At 44.1% G+C, this 25,594-nt stretch carries 34 protein-coding genes and 3 pseudogenes; 10 read left to right on the forward strand and 27 right to left on the reverse strand.

Going from position 1 to position 25,594, the window contains the following annotated elements:
* Positions 1 to 53 precede the first annotated feature (53 nt).
* On the forward strand, positions 54 to 305 hold the full coding sequence (locus ACKTRM_RS09855) for a hypothetical protein (RefSeq protein ID WP_007407946.1): 252 nt from the start codon (positions 54 to 56) through the stop codon (positions 303 to 305).
* Positions 306 to 348: 43 nt separating this feature from the next.
* Here ACKTRM_RS09855 and ACKTRM_RS09860 read toward each other — a convergent pair whose 3' ends face one another.
* Positions 349 to 1,167, reverse strand: a complete 819-nt coding sequence (locus tag ACKTRM_RS09860) for a M15 family metallopeptidase (protein ID WP_007407945.1) — start codon at positions 1,165 to 1,167, stop codon at positions 349 to 351.
* A gap of 83 nt (positions 1,168 to 1,250) precedes the next feature.
* Entirely contained in the window at positions 1,251 to 1,949 is a 699-nt protein-coding gene (deoD, locus tag ACKTRM_RS09865; RefSeq protein ID WP_012117768.1) for a purine-nucleoside phosphorylase, read from the reverse strand.
* A gap of 136 nt (positions 1,950 to 2,085) precedes the next feature.
* Here deoD and ACKTRM_RS09870 point away from each other — a divergent pair, with 136 nt between their 5' ends.
* Positions 2,086 to 2,211, forward strand: a complete 126-nt coding sequence (locus ACKTRM_RS09870; protein ID WP_003153701.1) for a hypothetical protein — start codon at positions 2,086 to 2,088, stop codon at positions 2,209 to 2,211.
* Between the two features lie 54 nt (positions 2,212 to 2,265).
* On the opposite strand, the gene ACKTRM_RS09875 is transcribed toward ACKTRM_RS09870, so the two are convergent.
* From ACKTRM_RS09875 to ACKTRM_RS09885, 3 genes are all read right to left on the reverse strand, one after another.
* Positions 2,266 to 2,586 (reverse strand): YodL domain-containing protein, encoded by a 321-nt coding sequence (locus ACKTRM_RS09875; protein ID WP_012117769.1) that lies wholly within the window; start codon positions 2,584 to 2,586, stop codon positions 2,266 to 2,268.
* A 59-nt stretch (positions 2,587 to 2,645) separates the two neighbouring features.
* The gene (locus ACKTRM_RS09880) at positions 2,646 to 3,257 is read right to left on the reverse strand and encodes a phosphatase PAP2 family protein (protein WP_012117770.1); all 612 of its coding nucleotides are present in this window, start codon (positions 3,255 to 3,257) and stop codon (positions 2,646 to 2,648) included.
* Positions 3,258 to 3,330: 73 nt separating this feature from the next.
* Positions 3,331 to 3,504, reverse strand: a complete 174-nt coding sequence (locus ACKTRM_RS09885; RefSeq protein ID WP_003153696.1) for a YozD family protein — start codon at positions 3,502 to 3,504, stop codon at positions 3,331 to 3,333.
* Positions 3,505 to 3,621: 117 nt separating this feature from the next.
* Here ACKTRM_RS09885 and ACKTRM_RS09890 point away from each other — a divergent pair, with 117 nt between their 5' ends.
* A complete protein-coding gene (locus ACKTRM_RS09890) occupies positions 3,622 to 3,765 on the forward strand; it encodes a hypothetical protein (protein WP_012117771.1) in 144 nt (47 codons plus the stop codon).
* Here ACKTRM_RS09890 and ACKTRM_RS09895 read toward each other — a convergent pair.
* From ACKTRM_RS09895 to cgeC, 15 genes and pseudogenes are all read right to left on the reverse strand, one after another.
* Positions 3,762 to 4,442: a hypothetical protein gene (locus tag ACKTRM_RS09895; RefSeq protein ID WP_003153690.1), complete on the reverse strand. Its 681-nt coding sequence runs from the start codon at positions 4,440 to 4,442 to the stop codon at positions 3,762 to 3,764. The genes ACKTRM_RS09890 and ACKTRM_RS09895 overlap by 4 nt on opposite strands.
* A 249-nt stretch (positions 4,443 to 4,691) precedes the next feature.
* Positions 4,692 to 4,898, reverse strand: coding sequence for a hypothetical protein (locus ACKTRM_RS09900; RefSeq protein WP_012117772.1), 207 nt, complete (start codon positions 4,896 to 4,898; stop codon positions 4,692 to 4,694).
* A 312-nt stretch (positions 4,899 to 5,210) separates the two neighbouring features.
* On the reverse strand, positions 5,211 to 5,435 hold the full coding sequence (locus ACKTRM_RS09905) for a YozE family protein (protein WP_007407941.1): 225 nt from the start codon (positions 5,433 to 5,435) through the stop codon (positions 5,211 to 5,213).
* A gap of 74 nt (positions 5,436 to 5,509) precedes the next feature.
* On the reverse strand, positions 5,510 to 5,788 hold the full coding sequence (locus ACKTRM_RS09910; protein ID WP_012117773.1) for a YokU family protein: 279 nt from the start codon (positions 5,786 to 5,788) through the stop codon (positions 5,510 to 5,512).
* Positions 5,785 to 7,206 carry a lysine 2,3-aminomutase gene (gene ablA, locus ACKTRM_RS09915; RefSeq protein WP_007407939.1) on the reverse strand — a complete coding sequence of 474 codons (1,422 nt, stop codon included), beginning with the start codon at positions 7,204 to 7,206 and terminating at the stop codon, positions 5,785 to 5,787. Before ablA ends, ACKTRM_RS09910 begins: the two co-directional genes overlap by 4 nt.
* The gene (ablB, locus tag ACKTRM_RS09920) at positions 7,203 to 8,075 is read right to left on the reverse strand and encodes a putative beta-lysine N-acetyltransferase (protein WP_041482199.1); all 873 of its coding nucleotides are present in this window, start codon (positions 8,073 to 8,075) and stop codon (positions 7,203 to 7,205) included. Before ablB ends, ablA begins: the two co-directional genes overlap by 4 nt.
* On the reverse strand, positions 8,038 to 9,339 hold the full coding sequence (locus ACKTRM_RS09925; RefSeq protein ID WP_012117775.1) for a peptidase: 1,302 nt from the start codon (positions 9,337 to 9,339) through the stop codon (positions 8,038 to 8,040). The genes ablB and ACKTRM_RS09925 overlap by 38 nt, the downstream gene beginning before the upstream one ends.
* The gene (locus tag ACKTRM_RS09930; RefSeq protein WP_012117776.1) at positions 9,311 to 10,006 is read right to left on the reverse strand and encodes a 3-oxoacid CoA-transferase subunit B; all 696 of its coding nucleotides are present in this window, start codon (positions 10,004 to 10,006) and stop codon (positions 9,311 to 9,313) included. The genes ACKTRM_RS09925 and ACKTRM_RS09930 overlap by 29 nt, the downstream gene beginning before the upstream one ends.
* The gene (locus tag ACKTRM_RS09935; RefSeq protein WP_012117777.1) at positions 9,991 to 10,680 is read right to left on the reverse strand and encodes a CoA transferase subunit A; all 690 of its coding nucleotides are present in this window, start codon (positions 10,678 to 10,680) and stop codon (positions 9,991 to 9,993) included. The genes ACKTRM_RS09930 and ACKTRM_RS09935 overlap by 16 nt, the downstream gene beginning before the upstream one ends.
* A 6-nt stretch (positions 10,681 to 10,686) precedes the next feature.
* Positions 10,687 to 12,018, reverse strand: a complete 1,332-nt coding sequence (locus tag ACKTRM_RS09940) for an aspartate aminotransferase family protein (RefSeq protein WP_012117778.1) — start codon at positions 12,016 to 12,018, stop codon at positions 10,687 to 10,689.
* 246 nt (positions 12,019 to 12,264) lie between these two features.
* A pseudogene (locus ACKTRM_RS09945) lies at positions 12,265 to 12,712 on the reverse strand (AraC family transcriptional regulator).
* 137 nt (positions 12,713 to 12,849) lie between these two features.
* Positions 12,850 to 12,996: a YjcZ family sporulation protein gene (locus tag ACKTRM_RS09950; protein WP_014418145.1), complete on the reverse strand. Its 147-nt coding sequence runs from the start codon at positions 12,994 to 12,996 to the stop codon at positions 12,850 to 12,852.
* 78 nt (positions 12,997 to 13,074) lie between these two features.
* On the reverse strand, positions 13,075 to 13,854 hold the full coding sequence (locus ACKTRM_RS09955) for a GNAT family N-acetyltransferase (RefSeq protein WP_023356965.1): 780 nt from the start codon (positions 13,852 to 13,854) through the stop codon (positions 13,075 to 13,077).
* A 38-nt stretch (positions 13,855 to 13,892) separates the two neighbouring features.
* Positions 13,893 to 15,164, reverse strand: a complete 1,272-nt coding sequence (locus tag ACKTRM_RS09960; protein WP_012117781.1) for a glycosyltransferase family 2 protein — start codon at positions 15,162 to 15,164, stop codon at positions 13,893 to 13,895.
* A gap of 64 nt (positions 15,165 to 15,228) precedes the next feature.
* On the reverse strand, positions 15,229 to 15,528 hold the full coding sequence (gene cgeC / locus ACKTRM_RS09965; RefSeq protein ID WP_012117782.1) for a spore maturation protein CgeC: 300 nt from the start codon (positions 15,526 to 15,528) through the stop codon (positions 15,229 to 15,231).
* Positions 15,529 to 15,738: 210 nt separating this feature from the next.
* Between cgeC and ACKTRM_RS09970 the strand changes: the two genes are divergently transcribed.
* Complete coding sequence (locus tag ACKTRM_RS09970) at positions 15,739 to 16,170, forward strand: hypothetical protein (protein ID WP_012117783.1); 432 nt, start codon at positions 15,739 to 15,741, stop codon at positions 16,168 to 16,170.
* A gap of 6 nt (positions 16,171 to 16,176) precedes the next feature.
* Entirely contained in the window at positions 16,177 to 17,133 is a 957-nt protein-coding gene (locus ACKTRM_RS09975; protein WP_012117784.1) for a CgeB family protein, read from the forward strand.
* Positions 17,134 to 17,182: 49 nt separating this feature from the next.
* On the opposite strand, the gene phyC is transcribed toward ACKTRM_RS09975, so the two are convergent.
* Positions 17,183 to 18,334, reverse strand: a complete 1,152-nt coding sequence (gene phyC, locus ACKTRM_RS09980; RefSeq protein ID WP_012117785.1) for a 3-phytase — start codon at positions 18,332 to 18,334, stop codon at positions 17,183 to 17,185.
* A 315-nt stretch (positions 18,335 to 18,649) separates the two neighbouring features.
* Here phyC and ACKTRM_RS09985 point away from each other — a divergent pair, with 315 nt between their 5' ends.
* Positions 18,650 to 19,075: an SDR family NAD(P)-dependent oxidoreductase gene (locus ACKTRM_RS09985; protein ID WP_003153663.1), complete on the forward strand. Its 426-nt coding sequence runs from the start codon at positions 18,650 to 18,652 to the stop codon at positions 19,073 to 19,075.
* Positions 19,076 to 19,108: 33 nt separating this feature from the next.
* Here the strand turns inward: ACKTRM_RS09985 and sprB are convergent, their stop codons facing one another.
* On the reverse strand, positions 19,109 to 19,285 hold the full coding sequence (gene sprB / locus ACKTRM_RS09990) for a recombination directionality factor SprB (protein WP_003153662.1): 177 nt from the start codon (positions 19,283 to 19,285) through the stop codon (positions 19,109 to 19,111).
* Positions 19,286 to 19,646: 361 nt separating this feature from the next.
* The gene (locus ACKTRM_RS09995; RefSeq protein WP_023356967.1) at positions 19,647 to 19,904 is read right to left on the reverse strand and encodes a DUF3221 domain-containing protein; all 258 of its coding nucleotides are present in this window, start codon (positions 19,902 to 19,904) and stop codon (positions 19,647 to 19,649) included.
* A 541-nt stretch (positions 19,905 to 20,445) separates the two neighbouring features.
* Between ACKTRM_RS09995 and ACKTRM_RS10000 the strand changes: the two genes are divergently transcribed.
* Entirely contained in the window at positions 20,446 to 20,682 is a 237-nt protein-coding gene (locus tag ACKTRM_RS10000) for a hypothetical protein (RefSeq protein WP_077411073.1), read from the forward strand.
* A 125-nt stretch (positions 20,683 to 20,807) separates the two neighbouring features.
* The gene (locus ACKTRM_RS10005) at positions 20,808 to 21,182 is read left to right on the forward strand and encodes a YoqO family protein (RefSeq protein WP_007407921.1); all 375 of its coding nucleotides are present in this window, start codon (positions 20,808 to 20,810) and stop codon (positions 21,180 to 21,182) included.
* Between the two features lie 16 nt (positions 21,183 to 21,198).
* On the opposite strand, the pseudogene ACKTRM_RS10010 reads toward ACKTRM_RS10005, so the two are convergent.
* A pseudogene (locus ACKTRM_RS10010) lies at positions 21,199 to 21,277 on the reverse strand (hypothetical protein); the annotation flags it as partial.
* 138 nt (positions 21,278 to 21,415) lie between these two features.
* The gene (locus tag ACKTRM_RS10015; protein ID WP_012117790.1) at positions 21,416 to 21,868 is read right to left on the reverse strand and encodes a hypothetical protein; all 453 of its coding nucleotides are present in this window, start codon (positions 21,866 to 21,868) and stop codon (positions 21,416 to 21,418) included.
* A gap of 269 nt (positions 21,869 to 22,137) precedes the next feature.
* On the opposite strand from ACKTRM_RS10015, the gene ACKTRM_RS10020 reads away from it, so the two are divergent.
* Together ACKTRM_RS10020 and ACKTRM_RS10025 are read left to right on the forward strand one after the other, a co-directional pair.
* Positions 22,138 to 23,274 (forward strand): Rap family tetratricopeptide repeat protein, encoded by a 1,137-nt coding sequence (locus tag ACKTRM_RS10020; protein WP_012117791.1) that lies wholly within the window; start codon positions 22,138 to 22,140, stop codon positions 23,272 to 23,274.
* Positions 23,264 to 23,446, forward strand: coding sequence for a hypothetical protein (locus ACKTRM_RS10025; protein ID WP_041482200.1), 183 nt, complete (start codon positions 23,264 to 23,266; stop codon positions 23,444 to 23,446). The genes ACKTRM_RS10020 and ACKTRM_RS10025 overlap by 11 nt, the downstream gene beginning before the upstream one ends.
* A 30-nt stretch (positions 23,447 to 23,476) precedes the next feature.
* Here ACKTRM_RS10025 and ACKTRM_RS10030 read toward each other — a convergent pair.
* Together ACKTRM_RS10030 and ACKTRM_RS10035 are read right to left on the reverse strand one after the other, a co-directional pair.
* Positions 23,477 to 24,106: pseudogene (locus ACKTRM_RS10030) on the reverse strand (DinB/UmuC family translesion DNA polymerase); the annotation flags it as partial.
* Between the two features lie 62 nt (positions 24,107 to 24,168).
* Entirely contained in the window at positions 24,169 to 25,581 is a 1,413-nt protein-coding gene (locus tag ACKTRM_RS10035) for an MBL fold metallo-hydrolase (protein ID WP_012117793.1), read from the reverse strand.
* Positions 25,582 to 25,594 lie beyond the last annotated feature (13 nt).

Here is a 25,594-nt window from a genome sequence, read left to right on the forward strand (position 1 = left end):
CGCACTCTATCATAAGCTGACATAGAAAGATAGGTTGGATAGGAGGAGAAAAGATGCAAAACTATTATCATCTTTGCCGGCAGCACCAGGGAAAAGTAGCAAGAATTACAGAACGAAACGGCAGAGTCCACGTCGGAAGAATCGTACGGGTGACTAACAGCAAAGTGTATATCGCCCCTGTCGGCGGCCGTCACAGAGGATACGGGTTCGGCTATTGGGGAGGCTGGGGAGGCTGGGGAGCAGCCTACGGTATCGGCCTTGGTTTCATTACCGGATTTGCGCTTGGAGGTTTACTCTTCTGGTAATAAAGAAAGCCCGCTTTCTATTTTTCAAGCGGGCTTCTTCTTATTACACTTTCTTTACTTCATTAAAATATTCTTCAAGTGTTAATTGATGGTCATGGATGGCTTTTGCCGCTTTTTTGCCTACATAGCGTAAATGCCATGGTTCATACTCATACTTTGTGACATTTTCTTTTCCTTTAGGATAGCGGATGATAAAGCCGTATTCATACGCATGGTCTTTCACCCATTTGCCGTCCGCCGTGTTTCCGAACGCTTCATTCAGCTCATATCCGTTGCTTTTGCTGGAAATGTCCATGGCAAGCCCCGTCTGGTGTTCGCTTTGCCCCGGATATGCGACGGCTTCTTTCGCCTTTTTTTCACCTTTCAGACTGACTTCATTATCGAAAATAACTTTCTGTCTGTCATAAGAGCGGTATCCTGAAACGGCAACCAGGTCATAACCTTCTTTTTTCCCGGCGCTGAATAGTTCCGCCAAAGCATCGGCGGCAGGTTTGCGGATATATCGTTTCTCGATTTTCTCAGTAAAAGAAAATTCGACTTTCGGGATCACGAGATCATTCGGTTTATAATCTCCCGGCAGCGTGTATGTCTTATTCACGAGCGCAAGTGTATTTGTCGGGTTTTGAATGGTCTCAAGCCCGTTCACTTCTTTAATATCATTAAAATATTTGCTCTCCAATACAAAATCGCTGTTTTCTGCCTTCGTTGTTTTTTTGCTTGATGTGTCATCTGATTGTTTTGTTTCAGCTGCTGTTTTTGTGTCCTTGTGGCTGTCGCCGCCTGAAATGCTGCAGCCGGTTCCCACGATTGCGGTTACGCTGAGAGCGGCAGCGAGCGAGAACCATTTAGTGGATTTCTTCATTTTACACTTACCTTTCTTTTTTTGAATCAGGGCGATGCATAAAGAAGAGGGCTGCTTTAATCAGCATAACCCTCATCTCAAGTTTACGATACAGTATGCAGCGCCAGTTTAATCATATCATGAAAAGTCGTTTGACGCTCTTCTGCCGTTGTTTCTTCTCCCGTTAATACGTGATCGCTTACAGTCAGGATAGACAGCGCTTTTTTGCCGTATTTAGCGGCAAGCGTATATAAAGCAGTCGTTTCCATCTCTACGCCGAGAACGCCGTATCTGGCAAGCTTTTCGATTTGGGAGTCTTCATTGTAAAACTGATCGGCAGTGAATACGCTTCCGACCGCTACGGGAAGATTGTTTTTTTGCGCTTCCTGGTACGCTTTATTAAGCAGTTCGAAGTCTGCGCAAGGAGCATAATCTACACTGCCGAAGGCGACACGGTTCATCTGTGAATCAGTTGAAGACGTCATAGCCAAAATCACGTCACGCACCTTCACGTCATTACGGATGGCTCCGCATGAGCCGACTCTGATTAAGTTTTGAACATCATAGCTTTGAATCAGTTCATTCACATAAATAGAGATAGACGGAACACCCATGCCGGTGCCTTGGACTGATACTTTTTTGCCGTTATATGTACCCGTAAATCCGTACATTCCTCTGACTTCATTATAGCATTCCACATTTTCAAGATAAGTTTCCGCAATAAATTTCGCTCGGAGCGGATCTCCCGGCAAAAGCACTGTATCCGCAATTTGGCCTTTTTCTGCGTTTATATGTACACTCATTTCCTTTTCCTCCTGCCTATTCAAACTCCCACCCATTGTACACTGAATAACGGTAAGAGACAATCATCAGCATGACTGGGGCGATCTTGGGCAGAATATGCGGGATGACAAGCCTAAAGAAAAAGGAGTGAACATAATGGGCAAAAAACAGCGCAACCGGGTAACCGGCCAGAAAAAGAACAATCACGTGCCCGTTTCAGACGTCATTGCAGCTGATGAAGCGCATGGAAAAGAGCATTCCGCCGCTAAACGGAAGCCTTAACACTGTCTTTCCCAGACAATACGGAAGCCGGCTGAAGATTCAGCCGGCCCCGTCTTACCTCGGCTGGACGAGCAGCCGGTTAATTTTGCTCCATCCCGCAGGGTTAAGCCTGTAATAGGTCTTTCCTTTTCTTCCTTCGTCTATGAGTATGACATCTCCGGTCGCTATGAATCTGGCTTGATAGTCGTTTGGGACCGTATCAGGCACATTAAAAACAGAAAATGCCCTTTCCAGTGCGTCTTGATGATTGTCAGCGGCCAGCTCTGTCCGATAGACGACCCTGTATCCCTTTTTCTCGCCGTAGCGGGGTGTTTGAAAAATCGTCACATCATAGGCGCAAATCTTTTTTTTAAACACGGGCAGCGATAACAGCATCAAGATCCCTCCCTCTTATTTCTTAATAGTATTAGCGTTTTTTCTCATTTTTCCTGTCTCTATTTTTGTCGAAACGGATGATACTTTTCGTCAAAGAGCGCAAAAAGCGAAACGAGGCAAAGTCCGAGACTGAATCCGGCAAGCACATCCGTCGGAAAATGCGCGCCCAAATAAATTCTGCTGAATCCGATCAGAATGACGAGAACCCCGGTAAAGACGGTGACGGCCCGTTTTCTTTTCGTGAAAAACGGAACATGCTTGATCAAAAAGTAACCGATGACGGGATACATCACTGCCGAATTCATGGAGTGGCCGCTCGGAAAACTGTATGAGGTTTCATGGACGAGCGGTTCAAAAGCGGGTCTGGCTCTTTCAATCAATTCTTTTATTTTTATGTTTACAATCCGTTCAATGAGAAAGAGAAGCGGCAAAAAAACAACATCCGGCGTTTTTTTGTACATATACAGAGCCGCGCCTGTCAAAAGAAGAAGCGGCAAAAGCACCGCGGTCGTGCCGAGCTCCGTTATCCATAACATCAATTCATTCAGCCAGGCAGCCCTGATCCTGACAGCCGCTTCTATGACACGCTCATCAAAAACCCGGACGGCTTCTATCCGGATCGCTGCTGCGAGCAGAATAAACAATGCGAAAAGACTTGCTGGCTTGTACAACGTTTTCCCCCCATGTTTCATTCTCCCGAGCTGATTGAAAAAACCGAAGCTTTTTCACTTCGGTTCCGCAGTTTCAGTCTTCATCAAGCTCTTCGTCTATCATACATTTTTCTAATAAATAATCAAAGGTGATGTCGGCTATTTCGAAGATTTCCTCTTCACTCGGTATGTACCCGCGCATAGCAAGCTGACTGTAAAAATAATCAGCTATTTCTTCTGTGTCAATCACAAGATCTATTTCTTTCATGCAAACACCGCCTCCTTTTTTATGTTTTATGAAAAAACCGTTCAAATTATACCCGAAAGTTCTAAACGTTTTGTCCGCTCATATACTTTTAAAAAACAAGCCCCGGAGGGAGAAAAGATGATGACGAAAATGATGGCTTTATTGGACGGAGATGGATTTGATATCGTATTGGAAAAAGTGCTGAAAGGAATGTCGTTTGTAATCTTTGCCGGCTGTCTGCCCTGGTTTTTATATGTCACCGTCCGTTTTTTTGCCGGCTAGCTGAAATGCTCCCGCAGGCTTTCCAGCACAAAATTCATCATATCTTTATATTCTTCGTCACCGAACAAATGATAAAGAATCTTATAATCGTTATAAATATCAAGCAGCTCATCTACAATCGATACCGCCAGCACATGCAGGGCATCGGGATCATCAGCATCGCCTTCAAACTGAAGAAGAGCAGACGCGACGGTATCCTCGCCGATCTCATGAGATGCTTCCCCAACATAGTGGACAAACAGCAGCTGATGCACAAACTGATCCATTTCATATTTTCTCAGAACCAGCGTGAGATCCTCTTCCTCCGTTTCAAGCCACTCTCCGTCTTTCAGCCGAGTCAGCTCATAAATAATATCCTCCCAGCCATCCTCTAAATATCTCCATATTTCAGTTCTGTGGCCGATGACACGGAATAATTCCTTTCCGTAGTCCTTTACATATACGACGTCGCCGATCAGAAATTCATATTCAATATCCAATTTTTCCATATCGACGATCACGCCCTCATAATCTTTATAAAGCTGGATGGACGATTCAAAATAAAGCACTTCATTATGATTGACTTCGTAAAGATAATGTTTATCAATTTGATGAACCTTCGTAATGGTGCCGACGGTTCCGTACATCACGACGACCACGATGTCTCCCACTTGAAATTTCGGTTTATCTGGCTTCATGCTGTCTCCCCCTTGCCGCGGACTGTCATACGCTATCGTATGCCGGCCGCCATCATTTCGCATGGGCATGAAAACCACAGGAAATATCTATTTCTGTACCTGTTCAAAATGGCAAAAACCGCAACATGCTTGTGCGTTTTTTCACTTACCGTAACAGAAGCGTCCGAAGACATTCCGCTCTCGATCGAATGAGCAGTAACAATGCTGAGACAAAAAGCTTCTATTTTTTATGAGTCTTTGTTTTTTTCTCTATGACGCAAAGGTAAATACCCGGCCCGAAGGCATGTTGACAATATCACCGCCGTGATGTTCAAGATTTGCCGTGAAACAAATCATCGAAGGTGTAGGGAGATCCAATTCCGGCTGCATATTTGCAATGGCTTGTTTATCATGAACAACCAAACTCGTTTCGGCTTTCAATGAAGGCACAACTTCAATCCGCTTCAACCTTGTCACATAAAATCCCCTTTTCCGTCCAAACGTCAGTGCCTCATCAGGCTTACCTGATGGATCATTTGATTCCCCTCACTTCATTTAAATGTTTGATTATTTCTCCGTGAAAAGCGGTTCCTTACACGGGACCCCGCCGGCAGCAGGCCTGATCCGGTGAACTCTGCAGCTATACATTCTACTGCCTTATGATACGTGCCGTCAGGAAGATGTGTTTACGTGCTGATCAAAACGGACGGCGTTGCGGGATTTGATCATACGGCACCTCATAAGCGAGTCATTTCAACAGAAAAAAACCGCACAATGTGCGGTTTTTCGTCAGGCGTGATGCACCTCGGTCTCATATTTTTCCCAAGCTTCATCAAATGTCGCCATCGTTTCTAAATAGTCGGCGCTCAGTTCTAAATAAGAACTGAGCTCGTGATAATCGCTTGACGTTTTCGGAAAGCCGTGATCTTCGTATGCCTGATTCGCAAACTGGCTGATTGCGTCCTGCGGCTTGGGATGCCTGTATTTCATCAAATAGTGATAAAAGGATTTCATGGGTTTCCCCTCCTGATGACTGTCTTTTGTTGTACTATTATACAATTCAAGTGTGAAATTACAACAAAAGAAGACTAGGAGAAGTCAAAATAATTCCGTTTCAAGATCCGTTCTGTCTCCATCAGCTCTTGATATGTGAGTGTTTCCGGTAATTTTTTTGCATTGACTAAAAAAAGCTGATTTTCGATTTCCGCTATGACCGCTTCCTCCTGATAAGTCATGCCGCAGGAGGAACAGGCGAATGCGGGTGTTTCTGTAATTTCTATGGCCCTCGTACCGTCAGGAAGCTCCCAGTACACAGCCGCCTGACAAGCTGATGCCTTCTGATTGCCGCACCACTCGCATGGCTTCACGGCGACTCACCTCCGACTTCCGATCCTGCTTTTTGCTCTTTCTTTTGCTGTGCAATAAATTTCTTTTCTTTCAATTCATCTCTCTTTTCCCTGCGGTCTTTCAGCGTTTCATGATCAGGGTTTGATGTAAACGTTTTCCTCCTGTCGATCCTCGATACATTTTCCGGTGTGAACGAAACCTCTTTGTCCGCGAAAATGGCGCTCAGTCCGACCGGCTCGCGTTTGGCCATCGTTCCCGGAAAAACAGATTCAAAATAGTCGTCGGCTTGATTCGGGATATAGTTTTCCGGCTCGGGATAAGATGTAATCACCCCTTCGAAGTTTCTGATCACAACTTTCTCCGGACTTTGGGAGAGCAAGTAGTTCGGCTGCAGGGCGATTTTACCGCCTCCGCCCGGGGCGTCGACGACAAAGGTCGGCACGGCAAAGCCCGTTGTGTGGCCCCTCAGTCCTTCAATGATTTCCAGCCCTTTTGACACAGGCGCTCTGAAATGGCCGATTCCCTCTGACAAATCACATTGATAAATATAATACGGACGCACACGGATTTTCACTAAATCATGCATGAGTTTTTTCATAATCGGCACCGAATCGTTAATGCCTGCTAAAATAACGGCCTGGTTACCGACCGGAACACCTGCGTTAACGAGCTTTTCACACGCCGCAACCGATTCTTCCGTCAGTTCGATGCTCGTATTAAAATGAGTGTTCAGCCAGACCGGATGATATTTTTTCAAAATCTCACAAAGGTTATCCGTTATCCGCTGCGGAAATACAACGGGCGCTCTCGTTCCGATCCGGATAATTTCAAGATGGGGAATGTCACGCAGGTTTTTCAAAATATATTCCAGAATCTGATCGTTGATTAAAAGCCCGTCTCCGCCGGAAATCAGGCAGTCACGGATTTCCGGCGTTTCCCGGATGTAAGCGATTGCCGCATCGAGCTGTTTTTTCGGCACCCCCATTCCGATCTGTCCGGAAAAACGCCTTCTGGTGCAATATCGGCAATACATCGAGCATTGATTTGTCACCAGAAAAAGAACGCGGTCGGGATATCGGTGCGTAAGACCGGGAACCGGTGAATCTTCATCTTCAAACAGCGGATCTTCAAGGTCATATTTCGTTTTGTGCATTTCTTCTGACAGCGGCACGGACTGCATGCGGATCGGACATCTCGGGTTATCGGGATCCATTAAAGAAGCATAATAAGGCGTAATGTTCAGGGGAATGGTTTTTACAGACATCCTGACGCCTTCTTCTTCCTCTTCGGTCAAATGAATGACTTTTTTCAGGTCATCGACGGTTCTTACAGTATGGGTGAGCTGCCACAGCCAATCATTCCACTTGTCTTCCGGCACATCTTTCCACAATTCAATCTCCTTCCAATGACGCTTCGGCTGAAACCATTTGTTTGTCAAACGAATTCCTCCTTATGAATGGCCAAACGTAAAGTCTTGCACCATATATTCATATTTTCGAGCCCTTCTGAAATGCGGCAGTTGTTCACAAGCCTGCCTCTGTAGCCGTATCCGGCATGATACAAAACGGCATTCATCCCGTAAGACGCTGCACGGGCCAAGGAAAAAAGATGGATGATTCCCCGGCCCGCGAGTTCCTGCTCCAACGCTTTAAACAAGTGTGCCGTTACGGAGTTCCCCCTGTAATCTGACAGAACCGCGCAATCGGTCATTTCAGCGTGCCCCAATACCGGATTGATATCTGCGCTTGCCGCCCCAATGAGAAGATCCTGATCGAATGCGGCATAATAGATGGTGTTTTCTCTCATTGTTTTTTTAATATAAAGGGGATTAAAGACAGGAGTCGGATAGGTAAGAAAAACATGTTTATATAAGTGCGTTAAACGGTCTGCATCATCTTCGTCCGCTTTTCTGAACATCAGCGTGTTTTCTGTCTGAGTCAGTCCCCGCCGCGGTGTCTCATATAAACGGTCAACAGTCGAATCTTCTGATACATATGAATCTGACCGTCTCCGTTCCTCTGATAAATAGCGCACCATCACAACAGCCTCATGCCCGTTGTAATACCCGTCTATGACACCCTCAACAATAAAAAGATGCTTGACAAATTCCGGCTCATCGCCGCGCTTGGCAAAGAAAATTACCTTTTGGGCTCCTTCTTGCTTTGCTTCTGCCAAAACGGCCGGAATAAGCGCCGTGATCTGTCCGTCATAACGAATGACTCTGAGCCGCTCATTGAAACGGTCTGCATCAATCTCGGCCGCTCCCTTTTCAGCCCTCAGTTCCTTTATCAGCTCCGTCACCCCCATCTGCCACCCCGCACCATTCCATGATAAAAAGAGAAATGATTTTGACGGCATCGATTAACGCCCGGATTTCAATGTATTCATTCGCCTGATGCGCCGCCTTGACTTCTCCCGGCCCGAAGACGATGACCGGCGTCTGTCCCGCGTGCTGCAAAAGCCCTCCGTCCGTTCCCCACGGGGACGCTTCACGAACCGGTTTTGCCCCTTTCATTTTCTCAAAAGAAGATTCCAGAGCGGAAATCAGCGGATGCTCATCCGGGAGATCATTCGGAAGCCACTGAGCGCCAAACCATTCTATTTCCGCCGGGTGGTGTTTAAACCACTCATCCCGGTACTCCAAATCTTTCAGCCAGCTTGCGAGCTCTTCTTTTACTGCTTCGGGCGTTTCATCCGGAGCTATTCCGCACCTGCCTTCTATCACCACACGGTCAGCTACCGATGATGGCCACGTTCCCCCTTGGACGGTGCCGATATTAATGGGAACCGGGATCGGAACGTCCCGATAAAGCGGGTCTGTGATACGGGCGTTGCGGACGTGTTCAAGCTCTTTAAGGGCTGTGATGACATGCAGGCTTTTTTCAATGGCGCTCACCCCTTCATAGCGGGTGCCGCCGTGTGCGGACAATCCCCTTACCGTAATGCGGAACCACATAGAGCCTTGCTGCTTAACAAACAGCTTTAGATTAGTCGGTTCGGGAATAAGCGCCCCGTCAGCCTTGTAGCCCCTCATAACAGCCGACAGCGTTCCCGCGCCGCCGCACTCTTCATCTACGACACTTTGAAACAGGACATCTCCTTTTAACGTAATCCCGCAGGCTTCAAGCGCTTCTAACGCAAACAAGAGGGCTGTATTGCCGCCTTTCATATCCGTTGACCCGCGGCCGTAAACTTTGCCGTCCTTTTCAACAGCGGTAAACGGTTCATACGTCCATGCGGCGGGATTTCCTTCCGGGACAACATCAATATGTCCGTTCAGTATCAGTGATCTTCCGCCCCCGGCCCCTTTCTTTACGGCTGTGATATTCGGGCTTTCATGGAAGTCTTCGCGTTCAGATACGAAATAAGGATGCTCTTTCAAATGTTTGACACTCGGCTCCCATACATCAATATCCATGTCAAACTGTCTCAGTTTTTCTAAAACGACTGCCTGTGCGTTAAATTCATGGCCGAACGTGCTTTTTTCCCCGATCAGCCGTTTCAGCAAGCTTACCGCTTTTGCTGTGTTTTCTTCCGCCCACTCAGTGACTTTCTCTTCTAATTGATCCATGGACAGACCCCCTTTTAAGAAAACATTCTCCCAATCTGATTTCGGCATCCGTTGTTTGAATGACATCGTCTATGGTCGTGCCATTCAGCAGTTCCTCAAGAACAAAAGCCCCATCATCTATGCTGATGACGGCTTTCTCTGTAATGATGAGATCTGCACAGCCCGCTGCTGTAAGCGGCAATGAACAGCTTTCGACCAGCTTCGGCCGGCCTTTCTGATCGGTGTGGCTCATGACGACAACTACTTTTTTCGCGCCTTGGGCAAGCTCCATCGCCCCGCCCATTCCGGGCACTTTTTTTCCCGGCACGAGCCAATTGGCGAGATCACCTGTCCTGCTGACTTGGAGCGCGCCTAAAATGGTAATATCTATCAGCCCTTTTCTGATCATGGCAAAAGACAGAGCTGAATCAAAATAGGAAGCACCCTTAACTGTACTGACAGGAAACCCGGCCGCATTGCATAAAAGCTCATCCTCCTCTCCGCGCTCCGGACTGCCGCCGATCCCGAGGACGCCGTTTTCCGCCTGCAGCATGACCTCCATGCCGGCAGGCAGAAAGTTCGGCACTAAAGAAGGAATGCCGATCCCCAGGTTGACAATCATACCTGAGGTAACTTCACTGGCGGCCCGCCTCGCGATACTCTCTCTTTCCGCTATTCCCAAGCCCATCTCCACTTCACTCCTTCACTTTGCACGACACCCTCCACGAAAACGCCCGGCGTTACAATATGCTCGCTGTCAAGTTCGCCGGCAGGCACAATCTCTGCTGCCTCAGCAAATGTTCTTTCGGCCGCCGCAGCCATCAGAGGGTTCATGTTGCGCGCCGTTTTGTCAAACGTCAGATTCCCGAATTCATCAGCAGTATGTGCAGACACAAAAGCGAAATCAGCAGTCAGCGCTTTTTCAACTAAATAGGACTTTCCGTCAATCGTTACGGTTTCTTTGTTTTCACAAACGGTTGCGTTATCAATGCCGATATCAGTTAAAATACCGCCTAGCCCCGCTCCGCCTGCGCGAATCCGTTCAGCAAGCGTCCCTTGCGGCGAAAATTCCACCTCAAGCGCTCCGTCAGTCATTTGTCTGCCCGCGACAGGATTTGAGCCGATATGGGAAGCGATCAGCCTTTTTACCCGTTTATGAACGATAAGCGGGCCGATGCCGATTTCCGGAAATCCGGCATCATTGCAGATGACGGTCAGCTCTTTAACGCCGCTTTCCAAAATCGCTTCTATTAATGACGGAGGTGAACCCACTCCCCCAAAACCGCCGAACATGATGACAGATTCGTCCTTGACATCGGCAATTGCTTCATGAATATCGATTTTTTTATGAAAAATAGACATATCAGCTCAATCCTTCTTCATCATTTTTTCAACTTCTTCTGCGGCCTGGGAAAATAGATCTGACAGCTCATCCAGCTCGGCATATGAGATCGTGAACGGCGGGGCGATGATGACGGCGTCTCCTTCTCCGCTGTCAATGCCGGGCTTTGCAGGGTAAATAAGCAGGCCCCGTTTTTTTGCCGCTTTAATGATTTTTTCGGTGAAGGCCTGTTTTTTCGAAAAAACGTCCTTCGTCGTTTTATCCTTAACGAATTCAACCCCGATCAGGAGGCCTTTACCGCGGACATCCCCAATCACCCCGCTGCGCTCTTTGATTTCTTCTAATTTCCGCTTCAGCATTACGCCTTTCTCCTCTGACTGCCGGAGCAGCTCGTGTTTCTTAACATAGCGAAGCACTTCAAGCGCCGCTCTTGCACAGTATGGGTTGGCACTGTACGTATGTCCGCTCATAATGACCCCGGAGCCCCGCTTGATCGTTTCAATGATGTCATCAGACGCAACGGCTGCCGCAATCGGAGCGTAACCGGCGCCTAACCCTTTTCCGAGCACCGCGATATCAGGTGCGATCCCCCAATGCTCAGAAGCAAGCATCCGCCCTGTTCTCCCGAGCCCCGTCATGACTTCATCCGCGATAAACAAAATACCGTGCCGGCGGCAGACATCCTCAAGCGCTTCATAATAACCTGCCGGCGGAGTGATGGCCGCCCCGGCTGCTCCGACAATCGGTTCTGCGACAAATCCCGCGATAAATGAGGAACCGATCCGTTGAACAGCCGTTTCCAGTTCAGCCGCCGCAGCTTTCACAAATTCCTCTCCCTGCAGCTCTGAACGATACATATTAGGAGCTGAAACGGCCGGAAACCGTTCGAGCAACTGGGTGAAGCGGTATCTCCGTTCGTAAAACCCCGATAATGAAAGCGCTCCCAAAGTAATGCCGTGGTAACTGCCCCATCTTGATAGGAAGACGGATTTTTGGTATTGCCCTTTTTCCTGCCAATATTGAACGGCTATTTTCATCGCTGTTTCGACTGCCTCTGAGCCGCTGTTTACAAAAAATGACCAATTCAGCCCGCCCGGCAGATGATCGGCCAGAAATAAAGCCAGTTCTTCTGCCGGAGTACTGGTGAATTGCGAGCGATACACAAACGAAACGGAGTCAAGCTGCTCTTTTAAAGCTTGTATAATATCCTCCGTGCCGTGGCCGATATTGCAAGTGACCGCCCCCGATGCTCCGTCAAGATACTTGTTCCCCTCCTGATCATACACATATGATCCCTTTCCATGACTGACTGACGGATAATTCCCGTCAAGCTCCGGTTTGATTAAATAGCTCCCCATATCTTTCCACCTCTAAAACCCATTTGCTTCATTGTATGAACAGATGAATAACCGCATTCTTATCCTTCAGAAAGTTTTTTGCAGAAAATACTTTTCTGTAAAACAGGCTGCCGGAGATGTCCCGACAGCCTGAAGAGCGTTCTGGAATTCTATTCCTATTGTTGATTTTATTCTTTGCTCAGCTCATCATCACATCATTTTTGATCTGAATCAGTATAAGCAGAAGGCGGAAAATTCCCGTCTTCTTTACTGTATGGGAATCAATTTTTCACACAAATGATGATTCACCTTTTGTAAAGTATACCTTTCGATAATGGGCTGTTCTCTGATTGATAAATTATTTTTTTCGATCTCAGAAAAAACAGTGTTCCAAAATCCACTGACTGCCTCTTTTGTATGATCAAGCAAGAAAACAGCGTACTTCCCTCCGGAAAATGTACCGATCCGGGCTGGTTCAGGCACATGGTCTTGATTGATAACAAGACAAACATCCTAGCGGCATTTCTCTTTAGGAGTACGATTCGGATGATCTTGCGGAATTCCTAAAATGACAGAATGACAAAGCAGACCATTCAATTGCGCCCAGTTTTTAAATGACCTCCATCAGTTCTTTGTTTTGCTTTCCGCCATACTCTCCGATGTTTCGGAAATAAGCAATTTTTGATTCAGGTAATTCTTCAATCGTTATGTTCACATTTTCGCCCCCTTCTCCAGAAAGGTAGTATGTATTAAAATGTTTTTCAAGCTGATTTTTCAGCATGGAAATAACAAAAAGCCTGCAGAAAGTGATGTTCTCTGCAGGCTGATTTTCATTATAGGATTTTTTTCAGTCTAACAAATAAAAGCCGCACCGACGATGATTAATAAAATAAACAATACCACGATCAGCACAAAAGTGCTGGTTCCGCCTCCGCAGCCGCCGTGCCCGTAACCATAGCCAAAACTGCCGCAACCGTAGCCATATCCGTATCCGTACATACGCAAATCATCCTTTCTTCTTACGATATACGGCATTGTATGCGGGCCAACTCCCAATTGGTTTATGCGAATGCCCAACTATGTAAGAAAATAATGAAAAATTGTATGCACGCGCCGAAATCTTTTGAAGCCGAGTTTTTCATAAAAGCGGTTTACACCGTCCATCCCGGACGTCACAAGGTATACGGTATCCATGCCGTTCAGCTTTGCCGCCGCCATCAGCTCATTCATCAATATCGATCCGTAGCCTTTTCGTTGGAATTGATCCAGAATTGCGACTTCTTCTATTTTTGCGGTTTTATCTGCTTTGTTGATGAAAAGCTCTCCGCAGCCGATCGGAATCGTTTGCGAGGCGTCGCTGTAGCACACGACAAGCATAATCGTTCCGTCCTTATACAAAGGATATTTCCGCTCAAGCTTTTGTTCGGCCGCCGCCTCGCCAATGTAAAGGGCATCATAGATGTTCATAATAGACGCCCCGTCGGCGAGGCTTTTTTCCGTCCCCCAAGCAGTGAGCGGGTGTCCGGCCTGCAGGTCCCCATTTTCCAGTTTCCTTGCAAAAAACAGCTCATCTTCCACTACGCAGCCCTGCTTTACCAGAGTTTGTTTCAGAAGAAGCGGAAACGCATGCTCCGGAGCCGCTTTCACATGAATATAATTGGCTTGAAGCATGCCCGGAACGGACGAAAAAAACGGCAGGAGTTTGTCTAACGGAAATGTACGGTGCAGCTGAACAAAGTTATGCGAAAAAATCTGCGGCAAAAAAGGGTCCGTATATACACTGAAATGCTCGAACCTCTGAATGCCGGAAGTAAGCTCTATATACTGCTTCTCGGTTTTATCAAATTGATCGGTCATAAAAGCTCTCCTTTTCCTTACACATCCAACTGCATCTCTCAACCTTTTGTTATATTGAGATTTCTCATAATTTCATCGTACACCGGATAGAACGGCATTCCAATTGGTAATTGTTTAATTTGCTGAAAGGAAATGGGTATCGCCTTCTGATTCGCAAAAAAGCGTTTCGCTACGTCATGACTGATCGGATGGAGAACCCCTCTCAAATAAACATAAAATTCCTGTTCAATGCGAAACAGCATTCTCCCGGGCAGATGTTGAATACACCCCGATGTCCCCCTGCTGATCGGCGGACCGTCCGGAAGCGCTTGTATTTCGTCCCGTTCTAATGCCGGGATGTCATGCCGTTTAAATCGGTAAAAGCGAAATGCGCTATGATCAACCAGCCTTTTCTCCCCGTCTTCTATAAAATAAACATGAAACTGATCCCTGACGAGCTGAAAATTCGGAATACTGACGGAGTTCTCTTCCTCATATTGAAATAAAAACGGATCCGGAATGACGACGGTTCGCCCTTCATATAACGTATGCCAGCGCTCGTTTACAGGCTTCCTTTTATTTCGGTCAAGCTGATATACTTTCTGATCCGTCCCCTTTACAAAGGATCCGTCGATCAGGACAGACGGAAGCGATTGATACGTGTTCTGAAATGAGTGGGGTGTTTTATAGGTCGTATCCAACACTTCTTTTATCGGCAGAAATGATGTAAATGTGTTGATCCTGCTCCAAAAAACAGAGTCTCCGTGATTCCAATGCATAACATCTTCGTCCCAAAAGCTGCCGAACTTCTCTTTCACACGCTCAAGCAATGATCTCCGGTGCATCACTGAACAGTGATCAACGAGAAAAGCGGCCTGATCTAGCACCTCTTCAGCAAAACGATAGAAGTGGAATTGTTCTGTTCCGCGCCCGTTTACATGTATCACCTTCTGGCTGGAATAGACGGCATCAAACTCGCTGTATTGATTAAGCGCTTCCGCCATGCGGCTGAGCCTATCCGGATGAAATACGGTGTCGTCTGTCAAATAAGTGATGTATTCGCCTTTAGCCCGTGAAAGCGCATCATTAATCAAAACGGCATACCGGGTCGACTTCAGCCGTTCGGCAGGATTGATAAAACTGTTGTCATAATATATGCGAGGATCTTTTATATACGTACTGATGGCAGCCGAGGTTTCTTCATTTGAATGATCATCCATTACAAACAGCTCCCAATTTCTGTAGGTCTGATGCAAAACACTTTCAATCGCCTGTTTCACAAGATCCGGTTTGTTGTAACTCGTTAAGATAATTGAGATCTTCTTTTCCATCCCATCACCCCTTCTGTAAAACATAAAAAACGGCTCCGAAAGAGACAGAGCCTGATATCCGTTATTAAAAAGCACCCCAGCTGACGATGCTTGAAATCGCGACGTTTGATCTCGTATGATTGAGCGGATTTTGAAAAACGGCCAAATCTGACAGCACTTCTTTGACAATTACGTTTTGCAGTGTGCTGCCGTTAATCAGATTGACGCGTGATACAGGAACCCCAAGCTCTTTTGCCATTACAAGCTGACGCCGCAAATCTGAATGATCTCCGGACGGCTGACGGGATAACAAAAGAAGAAGAAGCAGTACGAGCTGAAATTCCTCCTCAAAACCCCCGTGTTTTACAGTTTCTTCTGAATCCAAAGTATTCCTCTCCTTCATCTTTTAATCTATACAACGTATGTCATACTCTTACAATCCGCATAGGCAAACAAAGCCTGATTCGAAAATTCAGCTGTTTGATTAAATATTGAAAAAAACACAAGCAAAACGGCATTCGACTTATACCAATCTCTTCAATCAGGAATATGAATAAACGTGAGGTTGAAATTGTTAAAGGAGGTGTATGTCCGCATGAGCGAAGATCGTTTGGAGCTTAAAAAGAACTTATTGAAAACTCTTTTAGCCCCTGTATTTGACAACAGCGCTTTATCTGGCGGTACAGATGGAGGAGATAACGTGAAAAACAGCGTAAAAGAATTATTGGAAGCGGCAATTGATGCAAAAGTAGATGAAGCAGCGGTGAAAGACAGTCTCAGCGCACAATCTGTATTGGGAAGCGGTATTTCATTAGCGGCGAGATGGATTTTTGCAAGAATTCAGCCCGGCACTGTCATCAGCATTGTGATGGATTCAGGAGACATGATCGGCCCGGTTCAATTTGTTGCCTTTGACGAAATTCACGGAATCGTTTTTGTTACGCAGGAAAATTCCGTTACACCGGCAGGCTCTGCTACAACATTGCTTGACGTCGACAAAGTTGAAAGTGTCACGTTCACTTCGTAACAGCATATGAACGTTTTATATATCCGTTCAGGATATAAAGGCATATACACGTATTTTGACCGCTGGATCGAGGAAGGCTTTTTACAGTCTTCCGTCCGCTTTTTTTCTGTTTCTGAGTTTGAGGAAGATACCATCCGCAGTATACGGGCATTCAAACCAGACATCAGTCTGATGATGACGGGAGACCGTATTCCGTCTGAATGGCTTCAATGGCTGAAGACAGAACAGATTCCCGTTTATCTATGGATGACGGAAGATCCTTTTTATTTCGATGTGAGCATGTCAATCGCCCCTTTCGCCGATGCCGTTTTAACGATAGAACAAAACGCGCTTGATGCTTACCGGCAAATGGGCTTACAGCACGTATATTATGTCCCGATCCCCGTTAATCAGCGGCTTTTTAAGAAACAACCTGCTGAAGCTTCTCTTCACACAAATCTGCTTCTGATCGGATACCCGTACCCGAACCGCGTTGAACTGGTGAAAGCAGCGGCGAAGCTTCCGTATACGCTTCGTATCATCGGGAAGGGATGGCGCAGACATCTGCCTAAAAAAATCGCCAGGCAGCAAAATGTGCTCGTAATGGATGAATGGATTGCACCCGAACGTGCCGCATTATATTACAACAGCGCAGACGTGGTCTTAAACCCTCACCGTTCTTATCGGTTTGCGCTCAATCAGAACGGACGCGGCATCGAAAATATCAGTTTAAATACGAGAAGCTTAGACATTGCGGCTTGTCAGGCCTTTCAGCTGACAGACCTTTCTCCCGCGCCCCCATTTTCATCCTTTGTTTCTTACAGCGGCCTTGCGGATTTTGCGGATAAGATCCATTTTTATATGACAAACCCGGGTGAACGTAAACAAATCGCGGCGCTTAATTACCAAGAGACAGTACCGGCGTACACGTATGACCGGCTGCCGGCTGTGCTTTCGGCTATCCGTTCCAAGACTTTCTCATGAAACGCTCTTCACATCAAAAAGCAGCTTGGATAAGCTGCTTTTTTTATGTTTATTTTCCGCTTCTGTCAGTCAGTTTTCTCGGGTCAACCTGTTTATTGACCTGCGGGTGAAAGCCGATTTTATCAGCGATTCTTTCCCAAGGCACCATTTTAAAATTTTGATTGGCCTTTTGGCCGTGATCTATATTTTCTCCGTCCTGTGCGACAAAAAGGCCGAACGGATATTCAGGTCCCAGCCCGAAACCCAGAACGTCAATTCCGTCTGTATCGCTTGTGCCGTCTGTCTCAGGCCCGTCTGTTATCTGAAAGTCCGCAACATATTTGTTCTGTCCCTGTCTTTCATAAATCGCGTAGCTGCTGTTACCCTGGCTTGATGCAAGCAAATAACCTTTCCCGTCAGCAGCGTAGTAAATCGTCAGTCCTTCAATATCAGGGGTTAAATGCCTGCCGTCGGCACGATCGATAACCGTTCCGTTACTGCCGCCGTCCGGCTCAGCGCTGAACTTCCAGATGGCCTCATCTTCTTCTGCGATATAAAGACTGCCGTATTCATCGTCTGCTGCCATCCCTTCTGTCTGAGAATTCATTTTAAACGCCCTTACCTTTTTGCCGGATATGTATCCATTTTTATCAGCATTTAATTCGTATTGTTCAAGTTCGCCTTCTTTCCCTGTCACCATCGCGTAATATTTTCCTGTTTTTTGACTGTGGTACAAGCTGAAACCGTATACTTCATCAATTGCTGACGCAATCGGGCGGTCTGGGTTCGTAATGCTTTGTAATGTGCCGTTTTTCCCGTCAATGGCGTAAATCTCAATGGTATTCTTTCCTTCAGACCGATTGGATGCCGCCGCAATATCGACTTTTTTTCCGTTCAACGGAAAATCATAGCGGATATCAACATTGTTCAGCTTCCCGGTAGGATAGGAATGAAGCATCTTTCCCTCTAGGCTGTACACGACTAAGCCTGATTTTTTATTGGTTGTGATCAATTTGCTGTTCAGAGGATTCTTGGGGTCCAGCCAAATCGCAGGATCATCAGCTGCATCACCTGCTGTATCAACCGGTTCCGTTTCCGCCGCCGCATTCACGGTAAAATGATAAGGATCAGACAGCTTATGCTTGGCCTGGGAAGAAACCGCACCGCATGTGAGCATCAATCCGGCTGCCGCGGTTAACAAAAGTGTTTTTGAATGATTCATTTTCCTTCCTCCTTTTATGAAAGTGTACTTTAATTGTAAAATACATACAGGAATGTCAGTGTTAAGTTTTTGTGAAGATTGTCCGCATGTGAGAATTTATGAAGAGAAAGAATTGACGTGAGCAAATATTTAAAATGAACATTTAGTACAATGTTTTATTTGTGATTTCTATTCTATTAATCGGGTAAAGCGATATGAAAGCGCATCAGATTAATGTTTTTCTCTAATTTTTGATTTATTGGTTTCTTTCATTAACTCGCTGAAATTGTTCAACATATGATGCATGGTAGAGAAACGAGAGTTGGAGGATAAGCCATGCCTAAACAGCAAGCAGTAGAGCTACAACCGTTTTTTCACGATAAAACTGTTCTCGTCACAGGCGGGACAGGATCAATCGGAAGCCAAATAGTAAAACGCCTTTTGCTCTTAACCCCTAAAGAAGTCATTGTGTTCAGCAAAGATGACAGCAAACAATATGTGATGAAACAAAAATACGCGGATGAACAAAGACTGTCGTTTGTGCTCGGCGATGTTCGTGACTACAGAAGAGTCAACCAAGTGATGAAAGGTGTTGATATTGTCTTTCACACAGCTGCGCTGAAGCAGGTTCCGACATGTGAGGATAATCCCTTTGAAGCCATTCAAACCAACCTTATCGGCGGACAAAATGTCGCAGAAGCCGCTTTGCTGCAAGAGGTGACGCATGTGATTAATATCAGTACCGATAAAGCCGTTTATTAAGATACTTACTACAAACAAATCAAAAAAAGAAGCTTACTCTGCACTCCTTTCCAAAGCAGCCTCCAATAAATGCTGAGCAAATTGTTTATAAAATTCATCTAAGTCATTACTGGCTTCATCCTGTTCTATATAGCGGATACTGTAATTATCTTTATGGACAACCTTTATTGTTTTCTTCTTCAATTCCTCATAACGTTGGTAAGGTTCCAAAACTACACCCCCGCTTTCACAGGAGTATTATATGTATGTAATGGTTCGTCTCTTGACTGTTCTTCTTTATCAAAGCCTCGCAAGCTTGTTCAAATGTATGGTTAACTTTTTTCTTTATCCAGCGTTCAGTACCGATCTCTTCGCATATGAATACGGGAATGCTGGTTTTATTCAAGGTGCCCAGTAATTCAAAAATGTGTTCTTGGCATGTGCCTTCTCTGCACCTGAGTCAACAATCGTCAAATAAATCCCGGGGTAGGAATAAGCCACCGCGAATGAGGTAAGGTTAGAAGACATTATTTCTGTTCAATATGCCGCTTCAGTTTTTTCAGCGGTATTCCTAGGAATTACAGAATATGTACTAAATACTTTCAAACTTTGAGATGTTTGTTTTTGGCGGTGAAGATTCATTTAATTTTTTATACCAAATACGAATTTTTTGTCCTTTGCTCAAGTCATCTTTATTGTTAAGTTGACTAAGTCCCAGTAAAACTATATCCGATCTATACTTCTCAATAATCTCTTTTTCACTAAGATTTTTAAAGTCTTTAGCATCAGCTTTTTCATTAGGTATGAGAATTGCTTGATTCTCTCTTTTTAAAATGACATAGCCGACCATAGTTTGCTTAGCCTCCATAAAATGTTTGTTATGTTGGTTTTGACACCCTAATGTTATACATAACAAAATTAACAGCATTATAAACACTCTATACAAGTTCAAACCGCCCTTCTTGCATATTTGTAACAAGAATAAAACACTGTTTTAGGAAATGACAGACTAAAACGCCTCATGTTTATGAATTTAAACAAATTCCCCCCTAGACAAATGGAACACGGCGAGGTCTTCACCATTATAGAACCGCACAATTGCATCATGAAATATTCAATTGACTGATCAACCACATCACCTTCTTTAAGCGATCTAATGTTTATATTATAAGGTCCTATAAGTCTATACAGCCTTTCCGCTTAAACATTTTGCTTATCTATAAGCAGTTTACATTAACTAAGGGTATGTACAGTTTTTCAGACATGTTCAGCTTGTCCTTGAAATGCCGGATTGCTTTATCTTGTTCTTGACGTAAAATGTTTATCATTTAATCATGCTGACTTAATATAATGTTTAAGTGTTTTTATATGGGGGGGATATGTGTAAGGGTTTGAAAAACAATCAGAAAATAACACTTGACTCTTCTTTTGCGTTATCCACTCTTATTGTCTTACTTATTGCATTGTACCCATCCTATTCTTCTTGGTTTGTCACAATATTCTTTTTAGGATTTGCACTGATATACACATTTGAAAAAAAGAGCAAATCTTTAAAACTAATTGCTGTTATCTCTTATCCATTATTTATTGTTGCGTTTGTTTACAGCATAATAAACAGCATGTCATGATCCACTCTAAATTTGTTCTTAAAATTACGATTTTAAGTTAAGTTTAAACTGCATTATGTTGAGAATATCACCTTTAATTGGTAAGCTGACATCTAAGGTCATACTTATACAAAGCAGGTGATATATTGAACAAAATAATCGGAATGACCGGATTAATTATCTCCTTACTTGTGCAAGGGTTCTCAGCAAGTGATTCATTGACTCATAAGATCGCCATGGCTTGTCTATTTTTGTTCTTATTGGTTTATAATTTCAACCATACTAAGGAGTTCTCTAAAAAGTCTCTGGCGATTATAGGCGCTTCCTTTATTGTGCTAATGCTTGGAATTTATCAATTGCTCTTTTTTACCGATGATTACTTTGAAAGTCGCGGTTTAAATTTTGGATTTATCCTCTTACTTGAAATTGTTTTAGTTATTGGATTAGTGACTGCTGCGCTGAATTTAATTAAGCATATTGCAGACCGCTTAAGGAAAACACCTGATGGTAAAGAGCGTTGACTCTTTGCCTTTTTTTAGCTAACCATTTCTTTTTATGCCGTCTTTCTATGTACAAAATCAAACGCAATATCGACTTTTGCCGGCTCTCTTCTATCAAATGATGAATTGACTCCAGACATTCCATCTTAATGGACTCTTCTTCATTTTTCACCAGAATTTCTCGATCAATTACCTTTTTGACAATTTACAAAAGATCCAGTCGCATTGCTCTCTTTGATAAGAGCTCTACATTTCTAATAGCAAGATTGAACATTGTTTGTTAATACACTTGGCCCCAACTTTTGCGTCTTAGAATTTGAAAGGCGCACTTGCACTTTAACATTTGTCATTTCAGCTGATATGGAATCAACCCTTCCAGCCCAATTAGGGCTCTCTTCCTCGGGAGTCGGATATAGTTTAAATCGCCAACTGACCTCTCCTGTTTTGGAGGCAAATCCTTCATAACCGTCGTAGCTTCCATAAGAAGATGGCTGAGGAAGGTGGACAGCAAGAATACTCATATTCGTTCTTGCAGCACTTGGCGGGTATAACTGCACTTTATAGATTAGTGCCGCACCCTTCGCATTTTTCAGTTTTTGATTCACCGGTTCGAGTACTGCACTACAAGGCATTGGACTTGCTTTCATTTGAGTTGGAGAGGCAATAACAGCAGACAATAACGGTATAACCAAGATAAATCGTTTCATCTAAGTTTTTTTGTTAATTTCCCTTACTCCCGCCTTGAATATTCATCACTTTTGAATGGTTAGCTTTCAACAAGTTTTCTCAGGAACATTAGATGAATGGCTAGCTTCACCAAAAGCAACAGCAAACTGATCACGTACCCTTCTCTAACAAGGAGGATTCTATCGCATTCCATACCGAATTGAGAAATTAAGAAAAAACACCCTTCCCAACATATTACATTATGATAAAATATTACATAATCAGACGAAATGCTAGGAGGGTGATTTTTTTGGAGCAATTGATCTCTTCTTCAAAAGTTGGCTTAAAAATCAATGAATGGTACAAATACATAAGATTGTTCAGTGTTGCAGATGCAGAAATTCTAAAGGATGAAGTTGAACAAGAAATAGAGCATATGGAAGAAGATCAAGACTTATTGTTGTACTATTCGCTCATGTGTTTTAGACATCAATTAATGCTTGATTATCTTGAACCAAAAACCATGAATGAAGAACGCCCAAAAGTTTCAGACTTATTAGAAAAGATCGAAAGTAAACAAAGTGATCTAAAAGGAATTCTTGAATATTATTTTAACTTTTTTCATGGGATGTATGAATTTGAACAATACGAATATCTTAAGGCAATAAGTTTTTACAACCGAGCTGAAAAGAAGTTAGCCGTTGTCCCCGATGAAATAGAGCGAGCTGAATTTCACTATAAGGTAGCTGAAGTGTACTATCACATGAAGCAAACCCACATGTCTATGCATCATATCGTTCAAGCAATAGAAACCTACAAAGCGCACGAAACGTACTCAATAAGAGTAATCCAATGTTCATTCGTCATCGGTCTGAATTATTTAGACATGGAGTATCCAGAAAAAGCAATACCGCATTTCATGAATGCATTAAAACAAGCACAAGAAATTGATATGCCACGGTTAATAGGTTCTTCTTTGTACAATCTCGGTTTATGCTCATTTACAACAGGAAATATGGAGAAAGCATTGGAGTATTTTAAAGAAGGCGTCTCAATTTATCAAAGTAATTCTCTTCACAATTCTAGCCGACTACTAGACATACTTCTAATGTTGGCAAAAACGCACTTTAAATTGTTCAACACGGTTGAGGGAAAACAGGTTTGTAAACAAGGTCTCACGCTATCAAAGGCGTTGAACGATGACGTATTAGGAAAAATGTTTGATTTTCTTATGGGTTTATTCGTTGAGAATGACAAAGACCGACTTTTTAAAATCTTAGATTACTTAGAATCAAAAGCTATGCTTTCAGATGTGGAAGACCTAGCGACTGATGCAGCAATGTATTATAATGTAAATGAAGACCATAAAGTAGCTACCGCCTTTTATGAGAAAGTGCTTTATGCCCGAAAACAAATTCAGAGAGGGGATTGTCTTTATGAAATTTAAATTTGCATCAGCTTTTATCTTTTTAGTTATCTTACTTGGCATTGTTGGACATCACTTTCTTGACGACCACAAGGTTTTAAAGGAAGCTCGAAGAGGCCACACAGCCAGTGTCCAAATTGCTCTTGATCACCATAGTGACTTCTCAGTGGAACGTAGAGGGCAAACCGCATAAATGTTTTGGTACCCCCTTATGGGGTATTTTTTATGACTTATGTCCACCAGTCAAACCTGCTCTATGCAATGCTGTTCCACCAGGTGTATATGAAACAGCTCGTAAGATCGCTTTAGATCCGTATTTATTTCTTATCCCGTCCATAACAAATCCAAGCTTCCTTCTCTTCTCATTATCCTTTTCAAACAGACTTAATTGCTGATTCACATCGTCTTCAATATTGGATAAAGTAACTGAAATACTTCTTACTGTTTTTCCTGTATAGAACTTATCAAACAAAATCAAGCAGTATCGATAAATGTCCATTGTTATATTCGTGGGAAGATCAATTGTTTTAGATCGGTGAAATCCACCGCCAAGCTCATCTTTACTGTAACCAATTCCCAAACTGATTGTTCGACCAACTTTATTATGTGCACGTGCCCTTCTTGCGACTTCTTCGCAAATCTCCAGAAGAACAGCCTTAATCTCTTCTCTCCTTGTGTAATCCCTCAGTAAAATCTGACTCTTACCAAAACTAATCTGCCCTTGCATTAACGGAGCTCCTATTTCAGATAAATCAATTCCATGTGCATGATAATACAACTGGTTCCCCATTATGCCGAACTTCTTCTCAAGCAACTCTAAAGAGAACTTAGCTAACTGCCCTACAGTTGACATAAGTTAGTGTACTCAGTTGCATTGAAGAGAAAACTTGAACAGAGACAAGGGATTGGTCCTTGTCACACGATTGGAAGACCAGCTTTCTGCCACTGGGAAATTCCACCATCCAATTTCAATACTTGTTTAAAATCGTTATTAGCTTGGAGGATGCTGGCACCAATAGCAGACCTAGCTCCGGAAAGACATTGAACAAGAATCGGTTTGTCACTTTTGATTTCATTTAGCCGTCCTTGAAGCGTTCCTAGCATGATATGTTGTGCGTTCGGAATGTGACCTTCTTGCCATTCAGTCAGATTGCGAACATCAACCACTTGTACGAGTCCGTTCTCCACCGCATTTGCTATTTCTAACGATGTTACCTCCGTGTATGATTCGAGCGAAAACATACCGCTTGCAATGATTTTTCCACTGTCCATGAATCCTGCCACATTTTCTATACCTATGGAGTGAAGTGCTTTCAGAAGTTTATCTGCTTCATGCGGGTTCGTAATAAAATACACAGGGCGATTGTAATCAATAATCCAACCCGCCCAGTTAGAAAAAGCTTTGTTAAATGGGATGTTTATTGCACCTTTCACATGCCCTTTAGCAAATTCTTGAGAGGGACGGGTATCTACAATTTGTTCGCTATCCAGCAAGCCTCTCACTTGTTCCATTGAGGTGATCTCTGACACTACAGGTAAATCTTTAAGCAACGCAGGGCCTTTTTTATTAATTTGTTTCATCACAGAGAAATATTTTGGCGGTTCTGGTTGCCCTTCAAGCAAGGCTTTTACAAAATCTTTTTCGTTGGTGTAAGTCATTGACCAGTTGAATAGCTTTTCGTAACCAACAGTGGAAGAAGGAATCGCCCCCAATGCCTTACCACAAGAGCTTCCTGCACCATGAGCCGGCCAGACCTGCAGATAATCTGGCAGTTGTTTGAATTTCAATAGGGACTTGAACATTGCTCTTGCGCCACAATCTGCCGTACCCTTGATGCCAGCCGCTTTCTCCAGCAAGTCGGGTCTTCCGACGTCGCTTACAAAGACAAAATCTCCTGTAAAGATGCCGATTGGACGATCCGCATTACTTCCGCGATCCGTCAACAGAAAGGAAATGCTCTCCGGGGTATGGCCGGGGGTATGCATAACCTCAAAAATCAACTTTCCGATGGAAAAGCGATCACCGTCTTTCACAAGTTGATGTTTTATTTCATCGACATATTGATACTTCCAATCTGCATCACCTTCATCGGAAAGAAACAGCTTTGCTTGATGCGTAACGCCGATTTCGCGAGCACCGGAAACAAAATCGGCATGAATATGAGTTTCTGCAGCCGCTACGATGTTTAGTCCTTCTTCTTTTGCAAATTGCAAATATGGTTTTATATTGCGGCTGGGATCAATCACAATTGCGTCTCCCGTTTTCTGGCAACCAACAAGATAGGATGCATGGGCCAGCTTTTCATCGTAAAAGTAGCGCAATAACATGTTGTTTCCTCCT

The organism is Bacillus sp. D7-8, assembly GCF_052055895.1.
In the GTDB taxonomy this organism is placed as follows: Bacteria; Bacillota; Bacilli; order Bacillales; family Bacillaceae; genus Bacillus; species Bacillus velezensis.

Coding starts and splice junctions, on each gene's coding strand:
- ACKTRM_RS09970 (WP_012117783.1), top strand. CDS start 15,739: ATGAGCGAAGATCGTTTGGAGCTTAAAAAGAACTTATTGAAAACTCTT.
- ACKTRM_RS09955 (WP_023356965.1), bottom strand. CDS start 13,854: ATGACCGATCAATTTGATAAAACCGAGAAGCAGTATATAGAGCTTACT.
- ACKTRM_RS09985 (WP_003153663.1), top strand. CDS start 18,650: ATGCCTAAACAGCAAGCAGTAGAGCTACAACCGTTTTTTCACGATAAA.
- deoD (WP_012117768.1), bottom strand. CDS start 1,949: ATGAGTGTACATATAAACGCAGAAAAAGGCCAAATTGCGGATACAGTG.
- ACKTRM_RS09935 (WP_012117777.1), bottom strand. CDS start 10,680: ATGTCTATTTTTCATAAAAAAATCGATATTCATGAAGCAATTGCCGAT.
- ACKTRM_RS09885 (WP_003153696.1), bottom strand. CDS start 3,504: ATGAAAGAAATAGATCTTGTGATTGACACAGAAGAAATAGCTGATTAT.
- ACKTRM_RS09895 (WP_003153690.1), bottom strand. CDS start 4,442: ATGAAGCCAGATAAACCGAAATTTCAAGTGGGAGACATCGTGGTCGTC.
- ACKTRM_RS09930 (WP_012117776.1), bottom strand. CDS start 10,006: ATGGGCTTGGGAATAGCGGAAAGAGAGAGTATCGCGAGGCGGGCCGCC.
- ACKTRM_RS09870 (WP_003153701.1), top strand. CDS start 2,086: ATGGGCAAAAAACAGCGCAACCGGGTAACCGGCCAGAAAAAGAACAAT.
- ACKTRM_RS09940 (WP_012117778.1), bottom strand. CDS start 12,018: ATGGGGAGCTATTTAATCAAACCGGAGCTTGACGGGAATTATCCGTCA.
- ACKTRM_RS10015 (WP_012117790.1), bottom strand. CDS start 21,868: ATGAAACGATTTATCTTGGTTATACCGTTATTGTCTGCTGTTATTGCC.
- ACKTRM_RS10025 (WP_041482200.1), top strand. CDS start 23,264: ATGAAATTTAAATTTGCATCAGCTTTTATCTTTTTAGTTATCTTACTT.
- ACKTRM_RS09925 (WP_012117775.1), bottom strand. CDS start 9,339: ATGGATCAATTAGAAGAGAAAGTCACTGAGTGGGCGGAAGAAAACACA.
- ACKTRM_RS09995 (WP_023356967.1), bottom strand. CDS start 19,904: ATGGTCGGCTATGTCATTTTAAAAAGAGAGAATCAAGCAATTCTCATA.
- ACKTRM_RS09890 (WP_012117771.1), top strand. CDS start 3,622: ATGATGACGAAAATGATGGCTTTATTGGACGGAGATGGATTTGATATC.
- ACKTRM_RS09905 (WP_007407941.1), bottom strand. CDS start 5,435: ATGAAATCCTTTTATCACTATTTGATGAAATACAGGCATCCCAAGCCG.
- ACKTRM_RS10035 (WP_012117793.1), bottom strand. CDS start 25,581: ATGTTATTGCGCTACTTTTACGATGAAAAGCTGGCCCATGCATCCTAT.
- ACKTRM_RS09855 (WP_007407946.1), top strand. CDS start 54: ATGCAAAACTATTATCATCTTTGCCGGCAGCACCAGGGAAAAGTAGCA.
- ablB (WP_041482199.1), bottom strand. CDS start 8,075: ATGGGGGTGACGGAGCTGATAAAGGAACTGAGGGCTGAAAAGGGAGCG.
- ACKTRM_RS09975 (WP_012117784.1), top strand. CDS start 16,177: ATGAACGTTTTATATATCCGTTCAGGATATAAAGGCATATACACGTAT.
- phyC (WP_012117785.1), bottom strand. CDS start 18,334: ATGAATCATTCAAAAACACTTTTGTTAACCGCGGCAGCCGGATTGATG.
- ACKTRM_RS09960 (WP_012117781.1), bottom strand. CDS start 15,164: ATGGAAAAGAAGATCTCAATTATCTTAACGAGTTACAACAAACCGGAT.
- ACKTRM_RS09950 (WP_014418145.1), bottom strand. CDS start 12,996: ATGTACGGATACGGATATGGCTACGGTTGCGGCAGTTTTGGCTATGGT.
- ACKTRM_RS09860 (WP_007407945.1), bottom strand. CDS start 1,167: ATGAAGAAATCCACTAAATGGTTCTCGCTCGCTGCCGCTCTCAGCGTA.
- ACKTRM_RS09875 (WP_012117769.1), bottom strand. CDS start 2,586: ATGCTGTTATCGCTGCCCGTGTTTAAAAAAAAGATTTGCGCCTATGAT.